Origin of the sequence: Lysinibacillus sp. FSL P2-0066 (assembly GCF_037969495.1) — a bacterium.
Lineage (GTDB): Bacteria > Bacillota > Bacilli > Bacillales_A > Planococcaceae > Lysinibacillus > Lysinibacillus boronitolerans.
In genome coordinates this window covers 1,611,584-1,627,145 of the sequence record NZ_CP150202.1, presented here as the reverse complement: position 1 = coordinate 1,627,145, position 15,562 = coordinate 1,611,584, and the positions used below count along the sequence as shown (strand labels likewise).

Annotated in this window: 17 protein-coding genes; 6 read left to right on the top strand and 11 right to left on the bottom strand. The window is 38.5% G+C overall.

The window, feature by feature from the left end:
* The first annotated feature begins 1 nt into the window (after position 1).
* Positions 2-748 (top strand): amino acid ABC transporter ATP-binding protein, encoded by a 747-nt coding sequence (locus tag MKZ14_RS07810; protein WP_312124466.1) that lies wholly within the window; start codon positions 2-4, stop codon positions 746-748.
* Between the two features lie 894 nt (positions 749-1,642).
* On the opposite strand, the gene tnpA is transcribed toward MKZ14_RS07810, so the two are convergent.
* The 3 genes from tnpA to MKZ14_RS07795 all read right to left on the bottom strand — a co-directional run bounded on the left by tnpA (position 1,643) and on the right by MKZ14_RS07795 (position 3,878).
* Positions 1,643-2,116 (bottom strand): IS200/IS605 family transposase, encoded by a 474-nt coding sequence (gene tnpA / locus MKZ14_RS07805; protein ID WP_036129052.1) that lies wholly within the window; start codon positions 2,114-2,116, stop codon positions 1,643-1,645.
* A gap of 167 nt (positions 2,117-2,283) precedes the next feature.
* Entirely contained in the window at positions 2,284-3,480 is a 1,197-nt protein-coding gene (locus MKZ14_RS07800) for an MFS transporter (protein ID WP_339280789.1), read from the bottom strand.
* On the bottom strand, positions 3,480-3,878 hold the full coding sequence (locus MKZ14_RS07795; protein ID WP_016992502.1) for a MarR family transcriptional regulator: 399 nt from the start codon (positions 3,876-3,878) through the stop codon (positions 3,480-3,482). The genes MKZ14_RS07800 and MKZ14_RS07795 overlap by 1 nt, the downstream gene beginning before the upstream one ends.
* 167 nt (positions 3,879-4,045) lie before the next feature.
* On the opposite strand from MKZ14_RS07795, the gene MKZ14_RS07790 reads away from it, so the two are divergent.
* Complete coding sequence (locus MKZ14_RS07790; protein ID WP_016992501.1) at positions 4,046-4,600, top strand: DJ-1/PfpI family protein; 555 nt, start codon at positions 4,046-4,048, stop codon at positions 4,598-4,600.
* Between the two features lie 34 nt (positions 4,601-4,634).
* Here MKZ14_RS07790 and MKZ14_RS07785 read toward each other — a convergent pair whose 3' ends face one another.
* From MKZ14_RS07785 to MKZ14_RS07765, 5 genes are all read right to left on the bottom strand, one after another.
* The gene (locus tag MKZ14_RS07785) at positions 4,635-4,961 is read right to left on the bottom strand and encodes a DUF3889 domain-containing protein (protein WP_339280788.1); all 327 of its coding nucleotides are present in this window, start codon (positions 4,959-4,961) and stop codon (positions 4,635-4,637) included.
* A gap of 56 nt (positions 4,962-5,017) precedes the next feature.
* Positions 5,018-5,149 (bottom strand): hypothetical protein, encoded by a 132-nt coding sequence (locus MKZ14_RS07780; RefSeq protein ID WP_004269370.1) that lies wholly within the window; start codon positions 5,147-5,149, stop codon positions 5,018-5,020.
* 14 nt (positions 5,150-5,163) lie between these two features.
* Entirely contained in the window at positions 5,164-5,388 is a 225-nt protein-coding gene (locus MKZ14_RS07775) for a hypothetical protein (protein ID WP_004269369.1), read from the bottom strand.
* Between the two features lie 126 nt (positions 5,389-5,514).
* Positions 5,515-6,351 (bottom strand): type II pantothenate kinase, encoded by an 837-nt coding sequence (gene coaW, locus MKZ14_RS07770; RefSeq protein ID WP_036076313.1) that lies wholly within the window; start codon positions 6,349-6,351, stop codon positions 5,515-5,517.
* A 603-nt stretch (positions 6,352-6,954) separates the two neighbouring features.
* A complete protein-coding gene (locus tag MKZ14_RS07765; protein WP_339280787.1) occupies positions 6,955-7,689 on the bottom strand; it encodes an SDR family oxidoreductase in 735 nt (244 codons plus the stop codon).
* A gap of 214 nt (positions 7,690-7,903) precedes the next feature.
* Here MKZ14_RS07765 and MKZ14_RS07760 point away from each other — a divergent pair, with 214 nt between their 5' ends.
* Entirely contained in the window at positions 7,904-8,725 is an 822-nt protein-coding gene (locus MKZ14_RS07760) for a squalene/phytoene synthase family protein (protein WP_016992498.1), read from the top strand.
* A 40-nt stretch (positions 8,726-8,765) separates the two neighbouring features.
* On the opposite strand, the gene MKZ14_RS07755 is transcribed toward MKZ14_RS07760, so the two are convergent.
* Positions 8,766-9,254: a metal-dependent hydrolase gene (locus tag MKZ14_RS07755; protein WP_016992497.1), complete on the bottom strand. Its 489-nt coding sequence runs from the start codon at positions 9,252-9,254 to the stop codon at positions 8,766-8,768.
* A 158-nt stretch (positions 9,255-9,412) separates the two neighbouring features.
* Here MKZ14_RS07755 and MKZ14_RS07750 point away from each other — a divergent pair, with 158 nt between their 5' ends.
* Positions 9,413-10,645: a ferric reductase-like transmembrane domain-containing protein gene (locus MKZ14_RS07750; protein WP_339280786.1), complete on the top strand. Its 1,233-nt coding sequence runs from the start codon at positions 9,413-9,415 to the stop codon at positions 10,643-10,645.
* A 37-nt stretch (positions 10,646-10,682) separates the two neighbouring features.
* On the opposite strand, the gene MKZ14_RS07745 is transcribed toward MKZ14_RS07750, so the two are convergent.
* Positions 10,683-12,713, bottom strand: a complete 2,031-nt coding sequence (locus MKZ14_RS07745; RefSeq protein WP_339280785.1) for a methyl-accepting chemotaxis protein — start codon at positions 12,711-12,713, stop codon at positions 10,683-10,685.
* Between the two features lie 194 nt (positions 12,714-12,907).
* On the opposite strand from MKZ14_RS07745, the gene MKZ14_RS07740 reads away from it, so the two are divergent.
* Both MKZ14_RS07740 and MKZ14_RS07735 read left to right on the top strand, forming a co-directional pair.
* Entirely contained in the window at positions 12,908-13,534 is a 627-nt protein-coding gene (locus MKZ14_RS07740; protein WP_036076309.1) for a nitroreductase family protein, read from the top strand.
* A gap of 350 nt (positions 13,535-13,884) precedes the next feature.
* The gene (locus tag MKZ14_RS07735) at positions 13,885-14,382 is read left to right on the top strand and encodes a hypothetical protein (protein WP_339280784.1); all 498 of its coding nucleotides are present in this window, start codon (positions 13,885-13,887) and stop codon (positions 14,380-14,382) included.
* Between the two features lie 29 nt (positions 14,383-14,411).
* Here MKZ14_RS07735 and MKZ14_RS07730 read toward each other — a convergent pair whose 3' ends face one another.
* The gene (locus MKZ14_RS07730) at positions 14,412-15,461 is read right to left on the bottom strand and encodes a DUF1835 domain-containing protein (RefSeq protein ID WP_339280783.1); all 1,050 of its coding nucleotides are present in this window, start codon (positions 15,459-15,461) and stop codon (positions 14,412-14,414) included.
* Positions 15,462-15,562 lie beyond the last annotated feature (101 nt).

Genomic DNA, 15,562 nt, shown 5'->3' with positions numbered 1-15,562 from the left:
TATGGCATTGATGGAAGTAACAAATTTGAAGAAATCTTTCGATCAGGTGGAGGTTCTGAAACAAATTACATTTTCGGTAGAGAAGAACGATGTCATTGCAGTTATCGGTCCCTCTGGATCTGGGAAAAGTACAATGCTTCGAAGCTTAATACATTTAGAAGAAATCGATGGTGGCAGTATTGTAGTAGATGGTGACTATCTTGTACAGGATGGACATTATACAAAGCCACAGGACATTAAAGCAATCACAGCTAAAATGGGGATGGTCTTTCAACACTTTAACCTGTTCCCCCACTTAACCGTTCAGCAAAACCTCGAAATGGCACCGAGCTTATTAAAAAAAGAATCGGCAGAAGCCATTACGAAACGCTGTCAAGATTTACTACAAAAAATTGGGCTTGCCGACAAGGCCAAGGCTTATCCAGCCAATCTTTCTGGTGGCCAAAAACAGCGTGTAGCGATCGCCCGTGCCCTAATGATGAATCCTCAAATTTTGTTATTTGATGAACCTACCTCTGCCTTAGATCCTGAGCTGACAGGCGAAGTATTAAAGGTTATGAAAAGCCTAGCAGAGGATCAGATGACGATGATTGTCGTGACACACGAAATGGGCTTTGCACGAGAGGTAGCAAATAAGGTAGTCTTTATGGACGGTGGTCAAATTATTGAAACCGACCATCCAGACAACTTCTTTACAAACCCTCAAAACGACCGTACAAAGGCGTTTTTACAAAAGAATTTTAACTAAGTTAAAGGAGAGCTGGCTTATGCCGCTCTCTTTTTTTACAGATTTTTATGTACAGAAAAGAGGATGGGACAAAAGAAAGAATGTTAGACCATATACAAGTTTGGTCTAACATTTTTTTGCGTTATTAGAACAAATATACTTTTAAAAATAAGAATTTGCTGTTCTGGATGTGAATAAGGCTTTTAGTAATTGACAAACCTAATCCGCTACCTTGACTTGATCTCGAATAAGATCGATTGCTTCTAAAGCATGGTAAGCTTTGAATGCTTGATATCCATCGTCTAAGTAGTTTATTTCACCCTACCAACTGATTCCCCAAAAATCATTTGTAGTCCATAACAATTTATTTTACATTATTTGAAAAAAACCGTTTATCCATGTTATAATTCATAGTGAAGATGTATATAAGTAAATAAGACCATTGGTGCTGGAACACCAATGGTCCTAGTAACAAGACGAATCGCTTCAAAGGCGATTTGCAAGGTGATGAAAGTAAACCATCTCACATGCTGGCGAGGCAGGGGCGGTTTACTTTTTTTGTGTAAAAGTAAATGACAATGCAAGTACAGAAACAATAAGTGTTGATAGACTTATCGCAACCATTATTGCTTCAAAAATAGTCAAAGGCATCAACTCCTTTCTCTTCAATAAGTTGAATGAGATAGGTTAAAATTGTGCCAACCGCCCATGAAACCTCTATCTAGTTACGCTCTTATTATACCATATTTTGGTCTAAATCGGCCACGCTACATGATTGCCTATAATCAGAACCACCAGTATAACTGGTGGTTTGCTCTGCGCGTGAAACGCTGGGGTACTGGCCCATGTCTAAAGACATTCTGAATGGTCCGCCAACCGCACTCCGTTTTCACACAAACCGCTAAAGCGGCTTACTTATTTTTTCTTTCTCTTGATTTCTTCTCCTGTGAATGGGTCAATGAATTCTTTCATCGTCATTTGATCTTGCAGGATATCTTCTTGTAATTGATTTTTTATATACTCCTGTATCTTTTTCTTATTTCGGCCGACTGTGTCCACATAGTATCCTCGACACCAGAATTGACGATTACCGTATTTATACTTTAAATTTGCATGTCGGTCGAAAATCATTAGACTACTCTTCCCTTTTAAATAACCCATGAACGCAGATACACTCAATTTCGGTGGAATACTTACCAACATATGAATATGGTCAGGACAGGCTGTTGCCTCTATGATTTCTACATCTTTTCTTTCACATAATTGGCGCAATATTCTTCCAACATCCGCTTTAATTTGACCATAAATAATCTGCCTTCTATACTTTGGCGCAAAGACGATATGATACTTACAATTCCACGTTGTATGTGCTAAACTTTTATTATCCATTTATGGGGGCTCCTTTCGTACGAAGTCGGTTGACTAGACCTGACTTTATTGTACGTTTGGAGTTTTTTTATTGTCCATAGCTAAAAGCTTTCCGGAACCCCCTGCATAGCAGGGGGTTTTCAAAGCACACAAAAATAAAAACAGTTGGGACAGACCCAACTGTTTTACTATATATTCACAACTTTTTTCGGTTTCATCTTTGCAAGGCGTAATAGATAAATAATAAAGACAACCCCTAGTAAGCCTGCACCTGACAAGTAGACTGAAGCATAGCCTGCCTGCACAGCTACCATTCCCAAAATATAGGAACCTAATGCGATCCCAAGGTCAAACATCGTAAAATAGGTTGCTGTAGCATAGCCACTTCGCTGGATGGCTGTGGATTGAACGGCTAATGCTTGCAAGCTTGTCGTCACAGCTCCATAGCCGAAGCCTACAAAAATAGCAGCACTTAAAAATAACACAGGTCCTTCTACAAATGCGAGCATAACGAGCCCGATAGCGAAGGAGATAATGCCGGGAATAATAACAAATTGCGGTCCCTTCGTATCATAAAGTTTACCTGTGTACGGACGCGTAATTAACATGGATGCAGCAAACACTGCATAAAAAAGACTGGCCACAGCCATTAAATCCTTTTGCTGTGCATAGACCGATAAAAAGGATAAAACACTGGCATACGAAAAGGCTACTAAACTAGCAATCGCAGCAACAGGTAACGCTTTTCGCTCAAACAAATCATCAAATTTAAAGGTTAGTTTTCCTTCATGTATAGGCTTCGGTAAATCATCGGTATTGACCGTTAACGCTAGAATTCCTCCTGCTAGAATACAAATACTCATAACGATGAACAATACGTTAAAGGTACTATATTGTATTAATAATAGCCCAATAAATGGACCAATAACGACAGCTAGATTTGTAGACATCGTGAAATAGCCAAGGCCTGCTCCTTTTCGTTTAGCTGGAACGATATCAGCCGCTAAAGAACCTGCAGCTGTTGTAATAATACTAAAGAAAATCCCTTGAATAAAACGTAGACCAAGTAAAAGTCCGAATGGATGAATAAATAAATATAAGACGGTACATATAAAATAGCCCACTATCGAAAGGACTAACAGTTTCTTCTTACCAAAGACATCCAACAGCTTTCCTGAAAACGGGCGTACAATGATAGCTGACAATAAAAAGCCAGACAATAGAAGCCCTGCCTCCTTATCTGTCTGATGTAGCTCCCCTATTGCATATAGTGGCAAAGTCGTTACAAGTCCATAAAATACAAAAAAAACTGAGATATTCGTTAAAAATAGACTAATGAAACGCTTCGTCCATATTTGTGTATTCTCTTCTTGCTGCATGTCCATCAACCTTTCATTTTTTCCAATAGCTTCAGAAGTTGCTCTTGTTCTTCAGCAGTTAAAGACCCAACCATTTCTTCCTCAAACGCTAGAATAGTTGCTGTAATGGCTGGTAGGCGTTCCTCTGCTTGTGCGGATAATGTCACAATCTTTTCTCGTTTATCCTCACCATCTAATCGTTGTACCCAGCCCAATGCCTCAAGCCTTGTAATCGCTCTTGTGATACTTGGTGCTTCTACATTTAAATATTTCCAAATTTGCGTCAATGTCATGGGTCCATTTTTATGTAAGCAATACAAAATGGTCCATTGAGAACTATATAAATGATGCTGCTTCAGCACTTCATTTAAGCAATTAGTTAAATAGCGATTTTTTTGGAATAAAGCATGGAAAATTGGATTCATCACTATCTACCTCCTAAAATTATTTACCTAGCTAAATAAATACTATACGCTTCATTTTTTTCTTTGTAAAGGAAGGAATTTGGAAAGATGGCTCAATCATCAGCAGGGAATTTTTTGCATGTGTCGAATAAAACATAATAGATTCACAATGAAAAGGAGATGGAATCATGGGGAAAAAGGTTTTAATACTTGCAGGAGATGCAGTAGAGGCTTTAGAGATTTTTTATCCTTATTATCGTTGTCTTGAGGCAGGCTATGATGTCACAATTGCAGCACCATCAGCTAAAAAATTACAGACCGTATTACATGATTTTGTAGATGGCGTCGATACATACATCGAGCGACCTGCCTATGGATTAGAGGCACATGCTTCTTTTGCTGATATTGATCCAACACATTTTGATGGATTGATTATTCCGGGTGGTCGTGCGCCAGAATACATTCGTTTAAATGAGCATGTTCCACCACTTGTGTCCCATTTTTTCGAAACCAATAAACCGATTGCAGCCGTTTGCCATGCAGCACAAATTTTCGCGACCATTCCTGAAGCGCTAAAAGGACGTGAGCTGACAGCCTATATTGCCTGCAAGCCAGAGGTACAAGTGGCTGGCGCTACTTATATTGAAGCCAATCTTCATACAGATGGCAATTTAGTAAGTGGACATGCATGGCCTGATTTACCAGGCTTGATGCGTGCGTTTATTCAAAAGCTTGAAGATTAAATGAATGAGGATGCCTTTTCTGGGCATCCTTTTTTCATGACGTACTTTCTTGTAATTCAATTTTTTCCACCTTTTGTGTTGCACTTTGATAACTAATTCTTACATAGACACCAAATTCCTTATCGGGTTGCTTGAGCCAAAGCTTAAACTTTTCGATTGTTGACGCCCCATGTACTTCTTTACCCTCATGCAAATAATCGATAATTTTGGCTGAAGGATATTTTGTCTTTACCTCTTTGATAGCCATTTGTCCCCATTTGGCATAGGCTGGTGTTTCTTGTTGTGCATTGGCGACCATTGGTGTTTGTATAAACACAGCAAGACAAACAAGCAGAAGCCCAAGTAAATATAACTGCCTCACTTGAATCACTCCTTTAAAAAATAAGCGCTCCAAAAAAGTTTTGGAGCAGCTTGTCTTTATTGCTTTGGCTGTTGAGGGTTATTATGAATGACTTGGTTAAACTCTGCTGAGTACTCCTCACGATCATTCTTTTTATGCGTATCTTCCTTCTTTTTCTTTTTAAAGCTTGTTTTTCTCTTTTTTGCCATGATTTTCACCTCCGCTATTTTGTTTTATTGGACTGCTGGTTTTTATCATGATTCGTTTTATTGTTTTTATTTTTAGCTTTTGCATCAAATTCTGCTGCGAATTCTTCGTTTAAGTTATCATTCGGGTTGTTATTATTGCTATTACTTCGATCAAGATCTTTACTTTTGTAGGTACCAAAAGGATTATGCGTTCGCATATTCATGGTTTTACTGTTATTTCGATTATTACGTTTGCCCACGTAACATCACCTCCTGCACATAATTTGTTCAAATTGAGGCGTTACTATGTAGGTCAGTTTCTTCGCTAATTGTAAAAAAATGAACATGACTAAAATGTATTAGTCATGTTCATTCTTATTTCGTCCCTAGACAATTGTATATTCTGTAATGTTGAGCAATGCTCCGACAGCGCCTGAAAAACCATGATCGTTAATAAAGACAGGTGTATGCTTTTTCGTACGTGTATAATTTGCAATCACACGGGCAAGATGAGCATTATTGCTGAGAGTTGAACCAATATAAACAATATGCTGTGCCTTTTTTTCTTCCGCATATTGAATGCTAAGTGTTGTAATGACTTCGCCTACTAGTCCCTGAACCGTCGCGATAATATCCTCTGCTGGATGTTTCATGGACTGGGTAATGCCTACTTTCCCAAAATTACTTGCAGTTAAATGACCATCAATGGGTGTATCCATGCCCTGATAAATGTCCTTAACTAATAAATCAATGCTCTCACGATGGCCCTTGTCAGCCATTTCTCGTATTTCATTGTAATCTGTAATCCCTGTTGTAAGCGCTGACAATCCAATTAATGTCCCACCACCAACGCCTGTCCCGCCAACGCGAATATGGGTATTGCCCTCCATATAATGAATGGAAGTGCCTGTCCCGATATTGGTAATCATACTACGCTCAAAAAAGTAGCCTTCTTTATTTAGTAAAAATCGGACACCCTTTAAAGTTGCTTCAAACTCCACTATATAATGAATCGATTTCATTGTTTTAATGACATCAAGTAATTGCTCTGTACGTCCCCCCGTAACACCAATATCCTCAATATCTGGATGGTCGATAATCCATTTTTTTACAGATTGCAGATCATTAGACGGAAAGGTTGTTAAAACAAGTTCATTGTGTTGATCTAAATAAGCAACCTTTGTCAATGTGCCGCCTGCATCAATACCTATAGCCTTTGGCATACAATTCTCCTTTGATTTTATTACGCAGTTTACGCGATGATTAAGGCAAACTAATAAAGTACATGCCCTCTTTGGTACGAAGGATTTTGCAAGGAGTTTTGTGTGCCAAAATCCTGACCAATTAATTTGTTCGTACAAAAGCTAAACGCTCAGTACAATCCCCCAAATTGTGTAATGACATTTTCGCCCTTTCTAAACTTTAACGCTGTTGAAATGATTGTGCAATAACTTCGTAAACTTTCATGAAAAAATCATGGAAAATATCAAATTTTTTCTATTCGATCGCTGAATTTTAACGCATTTCTAAAGCTTTATTATCATTCTACTAAAAAAATAAAGCTTTGTTAAAGCATAATGCTGTTTTTGAAATTTAACGAATATTCTAAAGCAGTACACGAAGATTTATCTAAACAGATTCCAGGAGAACGCTCATTAGTGCATGCACGATGCCTATCGTAATGGGCACATTGTATTCCTAAGTATGTAAGGTGCTAAAAGGGGGTTTATGAAATACTGACCAAATCGAACGTTCCCCATGAGAAACATAAAAAAAGTGAAAATGCACTGCTTGAGCAGGCACTTTCACTTTCCTAAAACGATTAATTAGCGTGCTGAATAGCCACCATCAATGACAAGCTTGGCACCTGTAATGTAAGAAGCTTCATCAGATGCTAAAAATAAAATAGCATTTGCTACTTCCTCTGGTTGGCCAAGGCGACCCATTGGTGTTGCTCTTACTAACATATCCATTGCTTCTTTTGCTTCTGATAATTTAGCAGTCATTGGTGTTTCAATGACACCAGGGAATACTGTATTGACACGAACATTGAAAGCACCAAGCTCGGATGCCGCTGCACGAGCAATCGCACGTAAAGATCCTTTAGAGGCTGTATAGGCATTAAAGCCAGCGCCAATAATTGCTGTGTAAGAGGATGTATTAACGATAGAGCCTTTCCCAGCTTCTTTCATATAGTTAGAGGCATGTTTAATGCCCAGGAAAGGTCCAAAGGCATTGATATTATGCATGATTGACCAGTCCGCTTGTGTAATTTGATCTGGTCCTTTTTCGGAGGAAATACCAGCATTGTTAATTAAAATATCAATGCGACCATATTTCTCCACAATGGCCTTTGTCACTTCTGCCCAGTTTTCATCAGAGGAAACATCTAATTTCATACCCTCTACATTGTCTAGCTCAGAGATCTTAGCTAGGTTATCTTCATTAATATCAGCTGCAATTACTGTAGCTCCCTCTTGTGCAAACAATTTCGCCATTGCTGCACCCATACCAGATGCACCACCAGTAATCATCGCAATTTTATTATCTAAACGTCCCATTTTCTAAACTTCCTCTCTTCTGAAATGTGGTTTTAACCTATACTTTCGTCCACATTAAAAGTATAGTTTTAAATAGTTTACTACTAAACTATATCATCTTTAGGAAACGTTTTCAAAGAATATCTCTCTAAATAAGAACAATCTGTTTTATCTTTCCCTTTTTTTACGATACGATATACTATAGATGTGGAACCATTTGAACGGAGGAATACAAGTGAACGAGCAAAAAAGACTATACAAAGAAGCGATGCAGGTTTTGAAAGATACAAGCCGCACGTTTTATATACCTATTACATTTTTAAAAAATGATTTAAAGATATCAGTGGCTGCTGCCTATTTAGCGATGCGTGCAATTGATGAAATTGAAGACCATGAAGAACTTGCTAATGATGTAAAATTTGATTTACTGTCAGCAACGAGTGAATTACTAAAGGACACTTTCAATAACGAAGCCTATCAGGCATTACTCGCACCTTATGCAGAGCTATTACCTGAAGTATCCCTTCGTTTAGCAGATTGGCTGACATTTTGCCCTGAGGAATCCCGAAAAATTGTCCAGGCTTCCACAAGTGAAATGGCTTTTGGGATGGCAAAATGGGCAAAGGCGAATTGGCAGGTCCGCACACGTGAGGATTTGGACGATTATACATACTACGTGGCTGGGCTTGTAGGGACAATGCTGTCTGAGCTTTGGGCATGGGGTGCAGGCGTTCAAACGGATCGCGAGCTAGCAATAGGCTACGGTCGTGGGTTGCAGGCTATCAACATCTTACGTAATCAGCATGAGGATTTAGATGAACGTGGTGTAAGTTTCGTACCAGAGGGATGGACACGCGAGGATTTATTTGCGTATGCAGAAGAAAATTTAGCCAAAGCAGATTTATATATGAAGGATATCAATAAACGTACTATTCTGCTGTTCTGTCGCCTACCACTTGCCTTAGCCCACAAAACACTAAAGGCAATGCAAGAAGGACGAGAAAAAATGACTCGTGCCGAGGTTGAGCAAACTGTTGAAGAGGTACAGGCAGACTAACACCAAAGGCCCCAGTAAACAAATACTGGGGCTTTCTTATTTATATCGCAACAATAAATCTTACAATTAGTTCATAGCTCAAATAGATGGATAGCATCGATAACAACATCAATACGACCCCTTCTACCTTGCTACCAGTTTTCGTTGTAAGTGGAAAACGAATGGAGATAGACGCAGGAAAAAATAGTTTAACCCCTTTTTTTGTACACATATCAAGTACGATATGACTAGCCATTCCAATAATAATTCCAATAGATATCGCTCGATAAGGAATCAACATATGTAATAACACCATCATGCTTATTAAAAACAACAAACTATGTGTAAAGGAACGGTGTCCAAATACTGTAGTCACTAGCTTCGCGATGAGGGGAAATGTTCGACCTATTTTACTACCTCTGTGGCAAATATCTGGAAGTAACGCACCAATAACCCCTGCACCAACTAAGACAAGTGGGTTATCATTTGAAAACTGTGCAAAGGCAAGACTTGCTGTAATGCCCCCAACAATATGGGTATTCCCTTGCATAAATTACTTCCACTCCTTCTCTCTCTTATTTTTCCTTCTTAATGTAACATAATTCGACATAAAAGGGAACATACATTCCGAACGTATGCTCGAAACTTTTTCCTCTCTGATTGTATAGTTAGTTAAATTATGGATAAACATAGTAATGGAGGTTAACTATGAGAGCTTATAAAGGAATACTTTTTATTTTATTCATTATGTGCGGTAGTGCTTTGCTTTGGTATTTTGCCAAACCAATGGCACCCATCCATCCATTGAACACACTAAGTCATGTCATTGGAGGCTTAGCCATAACTTGTTTATTTCTTGTATTCTTATTAGCTACAAGAATAAAAATGTTAGAGCGATGGTTTAGTGGTCTTGAGCATGTCTATTTTTATCATAAATTACTAGCAATCCTTTCACTTGTATTGATTCTTATTCACGGGCAATTACAAAAAATGATTCCTGATGAAGAGCTAACACAACAAACACCACTCAACGAATTCGCAAAAGATCTTGGCGAGCTTGCCCAATACGGCTTTATCATCCTAATCATTCTTGCCTATATTGCAAAATTCCTGAAGTACGAGCATTGGCGCTGGCTTCATCGATTATTACTTGTGCCGTATACATTTGGCATTTATCATGCTTATTTTTCTAGCCAATATGATTTATTACAACCCTCAGCTTTAGGGATTTTTACAGCACTAACAACTACAATTGGATTTATGTCAGCCCTTTATATGCTGACAATGTATCAGGATATGTTCTTTCCCTATAAAGGTCATATTTCATCCATTCAAAGGCTAACCCCTGAGGTATTGGAAATTAGGCTGAAGCTTACAAATCAGCTGAATTATCGACCAGGACAATTTCTCTTTCTGAAAGTCTTTCAAGAGGGGATCGAAAAAGCACCACATCCCTTCTCTATTTCTGGAGGGTGTGGACAACAAATCAATATTACGATGAAGGCTATAGGAGATTATACCAAACAGGTGTACAACCTTATTCAGGTTCATACAGAGGTTGCTGTAGATGGCCCCTATGGTCATTTTGACTTCGACAGCGGGGATGCACAGCAGCTATGGATTGCAGGAGGTATGGGCATCACCCCATTTCTTGCCTATTTACACACGAAGCCTGATAAGAAAATTGACTTATATTATTCTTTTCACGGGCAAGATAATGTCATCTACAAAGATTTTTTAGAGGATTATGCACAAGCAAACGACCATTTTACTGTCACATTTATTGATACAACACAGCGAAATAGACTCTCTATTGATGAGTTATCCTTCTCTTCACAAACAACTATTTTTATATGTGGACCAGAAAAAATGATTAAGCATTTCAAATCAGCTGCTCCTAAGAATAATGTACAGTGGGAAGCTTTTTCATTTAGATCTTAGAAAGGTGTACACCTAAACCTAGATGTACACCTTACCATTAAATCGTGAATTTAGTTGCTTCTTCTTGCAGATTTTGAGCAAGTTGTGCCAACTGCTCAGAGGCTACGGACATCTCATTCATCGTAGATGCCTGCTCTTCCGTGATGGCCGATACATTTAATGTATGATCATTTGTTGCAAGTGCCTGTTTGCTAATTGCTTGCACCTTTTCGGTTACTGCCTGCAGCTTTTCAAAAGCTTCTGCTGTCGTTTTGCTTGTCTTTTGCATGGTGTTTTGGAGATCTTCAATTGCACTGGCAATTGTATCGAAGGTCGTGCCTGCTTGTTGAACAGAGCCAATGCCTTGATGGGCTATTTTTCGACTTTGCTCCATCATCTCTACCGCGTCATTCATTTGTTCCTGAATCGTCTGCACAACGTTTGCAATATCTAACGAGGCACGGCTAGTTTGTTCAGCTAGTGCTTTGACCTCTCCTGCAACAACGGCAAAGCCTTTCCCTGCTTCCCCTGCTCGTGCCGCCTCAATGGCAGCATTAAGCGATAGTAAATTGGTTTGGTCGGTAATAGCCGAAATGAGCTGACTCATCTGCTCTATTTGAATCGAGTGCTCCTTCAAGCCATTCACCAGATTGGCACTACTGTCAACCTGTGCATGGAGGTGGACAATATCATTCACGAAACCATGTATTTTTTGTGATCCGCCAGTAGCGAGCTCAGAGGTTTTTTGTGATTGTTGGACAGCTTCATGTAAATCGTCCATGGCGGTCTTCATATCCCCACCTAGCTGTGTTGTTACACCCTCTAACTCCCCACTCACCTGTTGTTGTGAACTCGTATTTTCTGCCACCTCTTGCATAGAAACAGCAACTTCTGTGACAGTTTTATTGACCTCTTGCACACTTGCCGTTAATTCTTCTGCAGTAGAAGCAACTGTCTCGGTTTCAGCTACAATGCGCTGCATCATCGAACCTAATGCTTCCACAGAGTCATTATAATACTGTGCCATTTCACCAAATTCATCCTTTGTTTGAACAGCCATTTGTTGCGTTAAATCACCCGTAGCAAGAAAGCCTAAATGAGTATTCATCGTTTTCACTTCCCCTCGGATATAACGAGCAAGGAAATAAATACTAATTGCGATTAGCAAGATTAGAACAACACTAATCACGATTTGCTGTTGGAGCATTGCCTGTATTTCGCCGTAAAGCTCAGTTGTCGGAACCAGTAAAACTAGCTTCCATGGCATATCTTGTATTTGCATAAATTGTAAGGTAAAATCACTACCCTCACTGCTTGTATGTATTAACTTTTTTTGCTCAGAAATCTGCTCCACAGGCATATTCAACAACTGCTGGATCGTTTCTTTATTCACTTTATTTACATCAGGGTGCGTTAAAATTTTGCCACTATCATCAATTAAAAACGCATAACCACTCTCTCGAATTTTCACGTCAGAAACAATGGATTGAATTGAATCTAATACATAATCCCCTGTAATGACACCAATGGGCGTAGAATCTTTGACAATTTGTGTACCAAATGAGATAAACATTTCCCCAAGAGCTTCATCAAAATAAGGTGCAGTATGAACTACCTTATTCGATTGGATACTATTGCGATACCATTCTTGCTCGTGAAAATGATAGGCAGGATCTTCATAAGCATCCGTAGAGACAATTTTTTCTTCTTCCTTATAGGCATACGGCCCGAAAATTTCTCCCTTTGCCACATCCTCCTCTAGCCATAAGCCCATACCATACGTTTCCTTATTGAAAGGCAATAGCTGCTGTACGTAGCGAATAAATTGCTCTCTGGTCATCAGACTGTCAGCCGATTCTATTGTTGTCTTTGCACTATTTATGAGCTGAATGTGTGCATGCAATTTGCTCTCAACGGAACCTGCAACATCATCCGCTAGTATAGACATTTCATTTTCAATAGAGCTTTCAAGTTCATTGGATACGTTCAAATAGTTAAGGAAGGTCATACCACCTAAAAAAACAGTGATGACAGGAATAAGCATTGCGATTTTTGCCATAATATTTAAATTTCCTAATAGCTTTTTCATTCACCTTCACTCCATATCTATTATTATTGCTCTATTCCATCTCTAGTATAAATGGATTATACCTACAAAAATATGTTTTTTTTGTAACTTTTAAATCCTAGATTCAAGACTCTTTAATTCGAGCAATTTACTTGGAAAATGAATTCATTTATCGTATAGTAAAAAACGCATCATACCATGAAGGAGACAAAATAATGACAGTGACAAAAAGTTCTTTAACTAAAGTTATGCACGAGCGTAAATCCGTTCGTAAATACGATGAAAACTTTAAAATCCCGCAGCAACAATTAGAAGAATTACTTGTAGAAGCAACGTCTGCTCCATCGTCTAGTAACCTACAGCCTTGGCGCTTTTTAGTAATTCAGGATGAAGCGGTCAAAAAAGAGCTACGTGCTATTGCCAATAACCAAGAACAAGTAGAAACTTCCTCAGCAATTATTGCCGTTTTAGGTGATACAAAGATGTACGAAAATGCCGAGGCTGTCTATACAAAGAACTTCGATCTTGGCTATATCAATGAGGCAACAAAAGATTCAATGATTAACAACTCAATCAATCTATATTCTCAACTTCCCCAAGAAGTGTTAAAAAATATCGTTACATTTGATGCTGGTCTAATTTCCATGCAGATTATGCTACTAGCGAAAGACATGGGCTATGATACAGTGCCAATGGGTGGATTTAATAAAGAAGCCTTTGCTCAACGCTTTGAATTAGCTGACCATATCGTCCCAGTTATTTTAATTGCAATTGGTAAGGCAGCCGCACCTGCTTACAATTCTTCCCGTATTGAACTTGAGCACATCGCCAAATTCATTTAATACACGTGAAAATAGTCATCTTACACTGTAGTTAAGATGGCTATTTTTATTTTTTGTGGCATTTCTTGTGCATCTACCATCATAGGATAGTAATGTTTTTGTACGTACTTGTTAAAATTAATAAAACGGAAAATGATTCTCAAAAACTAGCATAATAATGTTCCTCAGGATATTTTTTGTATTTTTATCATAAGGTACTCAAAAAATCATCATTAAAGACTTAAATAATCCACATCATTCTAGTACATTTGTGTGATTTCTACTAAATATTACATCTAAATTGTTGTAGCCTAAACACTTGAGTATTGTTATGATTAGGAGGTATTTTCAAATGAAGGGAGGTTTTTCTGATGAATTATGACTATAATGATTCTTATTATTACTCAGATTTAGATGCAGCCATGGGTGGTTTATTTTTTATCTTTATACTAGCCGCTCTTGCAATTGGTTTAATTGCCTACATTATTAGTGCACTTATTTATTTTATGACATCTAAAACAAATGGTTTTGGAGATGTAGCCTATATTGCTTGGATTCCCATTATTAATGTATATAGTCTCTTCCTGCTGACAGCTGGTGGGGATACTCGAGAAACAATACGTGCAACCGCTTTAAAAAATACGCTGATTTATGCGGGCTTAATCATTGTTTCATTTATTCCATTTATCGGTATTCTGGCTTCTTTAGGAGCGGCAGGTTTTACACTCTATTTCACGTATCGCCTATTCTACCGCTGGTGTGGTGAAACAGGTAAGGCTGTATTATACACAATCCTAATGGTACTAACAGGTGGATTGTTCTTTGCCATCTACGGCTTAATGCGTATGAACAGACCTTTCGTTGCTTAATTGTTTTAAAACCTCTTTATGCCCTCAGGCTAAAGAGGTTTTTTACGTAATTTCACAGAGTAATGGTGCATTGATTTAGGAATTCCCTTTAACTCAAAGACCCCGCTATATACTAAATAGCGAATTCTATATTCTAAAAAGAAGATATTTGGGGGAGCATCCATTCTGGTTAATAGCTCTGAGATGACTACACCTGTTTGTATAAAATCAGTATCCCCTTGCTCCTCATGAAGTTGTCCAATCGTTGACATAATCAAATGATCATAATAATTCTCGTGGACTGCTTGAATTTGTTGATGTAGCCATAGACGACAAACATCCTTTGTCTGCGCTAAACTTTCCCACTGCTGCTGAAAAATTAGACGCTCCTTCGTGGATAATCGCTTAATGTCATAAAGTTCCATGTTCCATTGGTGGTCAATAGCCCGCTGTTCACCTGTGTTGATAAGCACAACTTCATTGGTTTTATCACGTAATAAATAAAGTAGAAATCTAAGACCACACTGTTCTTCTGCATTGTACCCACACCAAATGTAAATCGGCAGGTTGCTTGGAATATCCTGTATCTCTCTAATTGTGTTCATCAACTTATTACGATTTACAAAATCATCCACTCCATCATTCATATTTTCTCTTAGCCACTCATCACGGAATGCCTGTCCTCTTTTTTCATCGAGTTTCCACAATGGTCCAATCGACAAATCCTCTGGAAACCCGATCACATATTTCGGTGGAGCAAGCGCCGCTCGTAAGGAGCCTGCTGCAGATTCCGAGCAAACAATATGTACCATTTGTGCAGAAGTAGTGGTTATGACCTGTTGAATATAATCATTCATAATTTCTACCAAATGATAGAGCTCTTCCTGCCCCATAAAGAAAGACCATCCCTGCTGAGGGGTGCTTTGTTCATGATGGAATGCTGTAAATGATTCAGATGGCTCAAGCTCATACCCCTGCCATTCCCCCTTCCTCATCACATCTTCTATTGTGATATACTCTAGCGCTTGAATTTTGTATACTAGCACCTGGTTTGTGCCGTAGAAGAAATAGATAAATGGATAATGCATGGATGTTTCCATTCGCACAGCCTCCTTTTTAAAAATTGTACCACAATGACAATCTCTTCCATCATTTTTCAAAAAAGTAGTTAGCTAGCACCATAAATATGCTATTATTATAG

Excerpts from the sequence above, each read along its gene's own strand:
- MKZ14_RS07740 (WP_036076309.1), top strand. The coding sequence starts at position 12,908 with ATGACAGTGACAAAAAGTTCTTTAACTAAAGTTATGCACGAGCGTAAA.
- MKZ14_RS07790 (WP_016992501.1), top strand. The coding sequence starts at position 4,046 with ATGGGGAAAAAGGTTTTAATACTTGCAGGAGATGCAGTAGAGGCTTTA.
- MKZ14_RS07810 (WP_312124466.1), top strand. The coding sequence starts at position 2 with ATGGCATTGATGGAAGTAACAAATTTGAAGAAATCTTTCGATCAGGTG.
- MKZ14_RS07730 (WP_339280783.1), bottom strand. The coding sequence starts at position 15,461 with ATGGAAACATCCATGCATTATCCATTTATCTATTTCTTCTACGGCACA.
- MKZ14_RS07745 (WP_339280785.1), bottom strand. The coding sequence starts at position 12,713 with ATGAAAAAGCTATTAGGAAATTTAAATATTATGGCAAAAATCGCAATG.
- MKZ14_RS07735 (WP_339280784.1), top strand. The coding sequence starts at position 13,885 with ATGAATTATGACTATAATGATTCTTATTATTACTCAGATTTAGATGCA.
- MKZ14_RS07795 (WP_016992502.1), bottom strand. The coding sequence starts at position 3,878 with ATGAATCCAATTTTCCATGCTTTATTCCAAAAAAATCGCTATTTAACT.
- MKZ14_RS07800 (WP_339280789.1), bottom strand. The coding sequence starts at position 3,480 with ATGGACATGCAGCAAGAAGAGAATACACAAATATGGACGAAGCGTTTC.
- tnpA (WP_036129052.1), bottom strand. The coding sequence starts at position 2,116 with ATGGATAATAAAAGTTTAGCACATACAACGTGGAATTGTAAGTATCAT.
- MKZ14_RS07750 (WP_339280786.1), top strand. The coding sequence starts at position 9,413 with ATGAGAGCTTATAAAGGAATACTTTTTATTTTATTCATTATGTGCGGT.
- coaW (WP_036076313.1), bottom strand. The coding sequence starts at position 6,351 with ATGCCAAAGGCTATAGGTATTGATGCAGGCGGCACATTGACAAAGGTT.
- MKZ14_RS07755 (WP_016992497.1), bottom strand. The coding sequence starts at position 9,254 with ATGCAAGGGAATACCCATATTGTTGGGGGCATTACAGCAAGTCTTGCC.
- MKZ14_RS07765 (WP_339280787.1), bottom strand. The coding sequence starts at position 7,689 with ATGGGACGTTTAGATAATAAAATTGCGATGATTACTGGTGGTGCATCT.
- MKZ14_RS07780 (WP_004269370.1), bottom strand. The coding sequence starts at position 5,149 with ATGGCAAAAAAGAGAAAAACAAGCTTTAAAAAGAAAAAGAAGGAAGAT.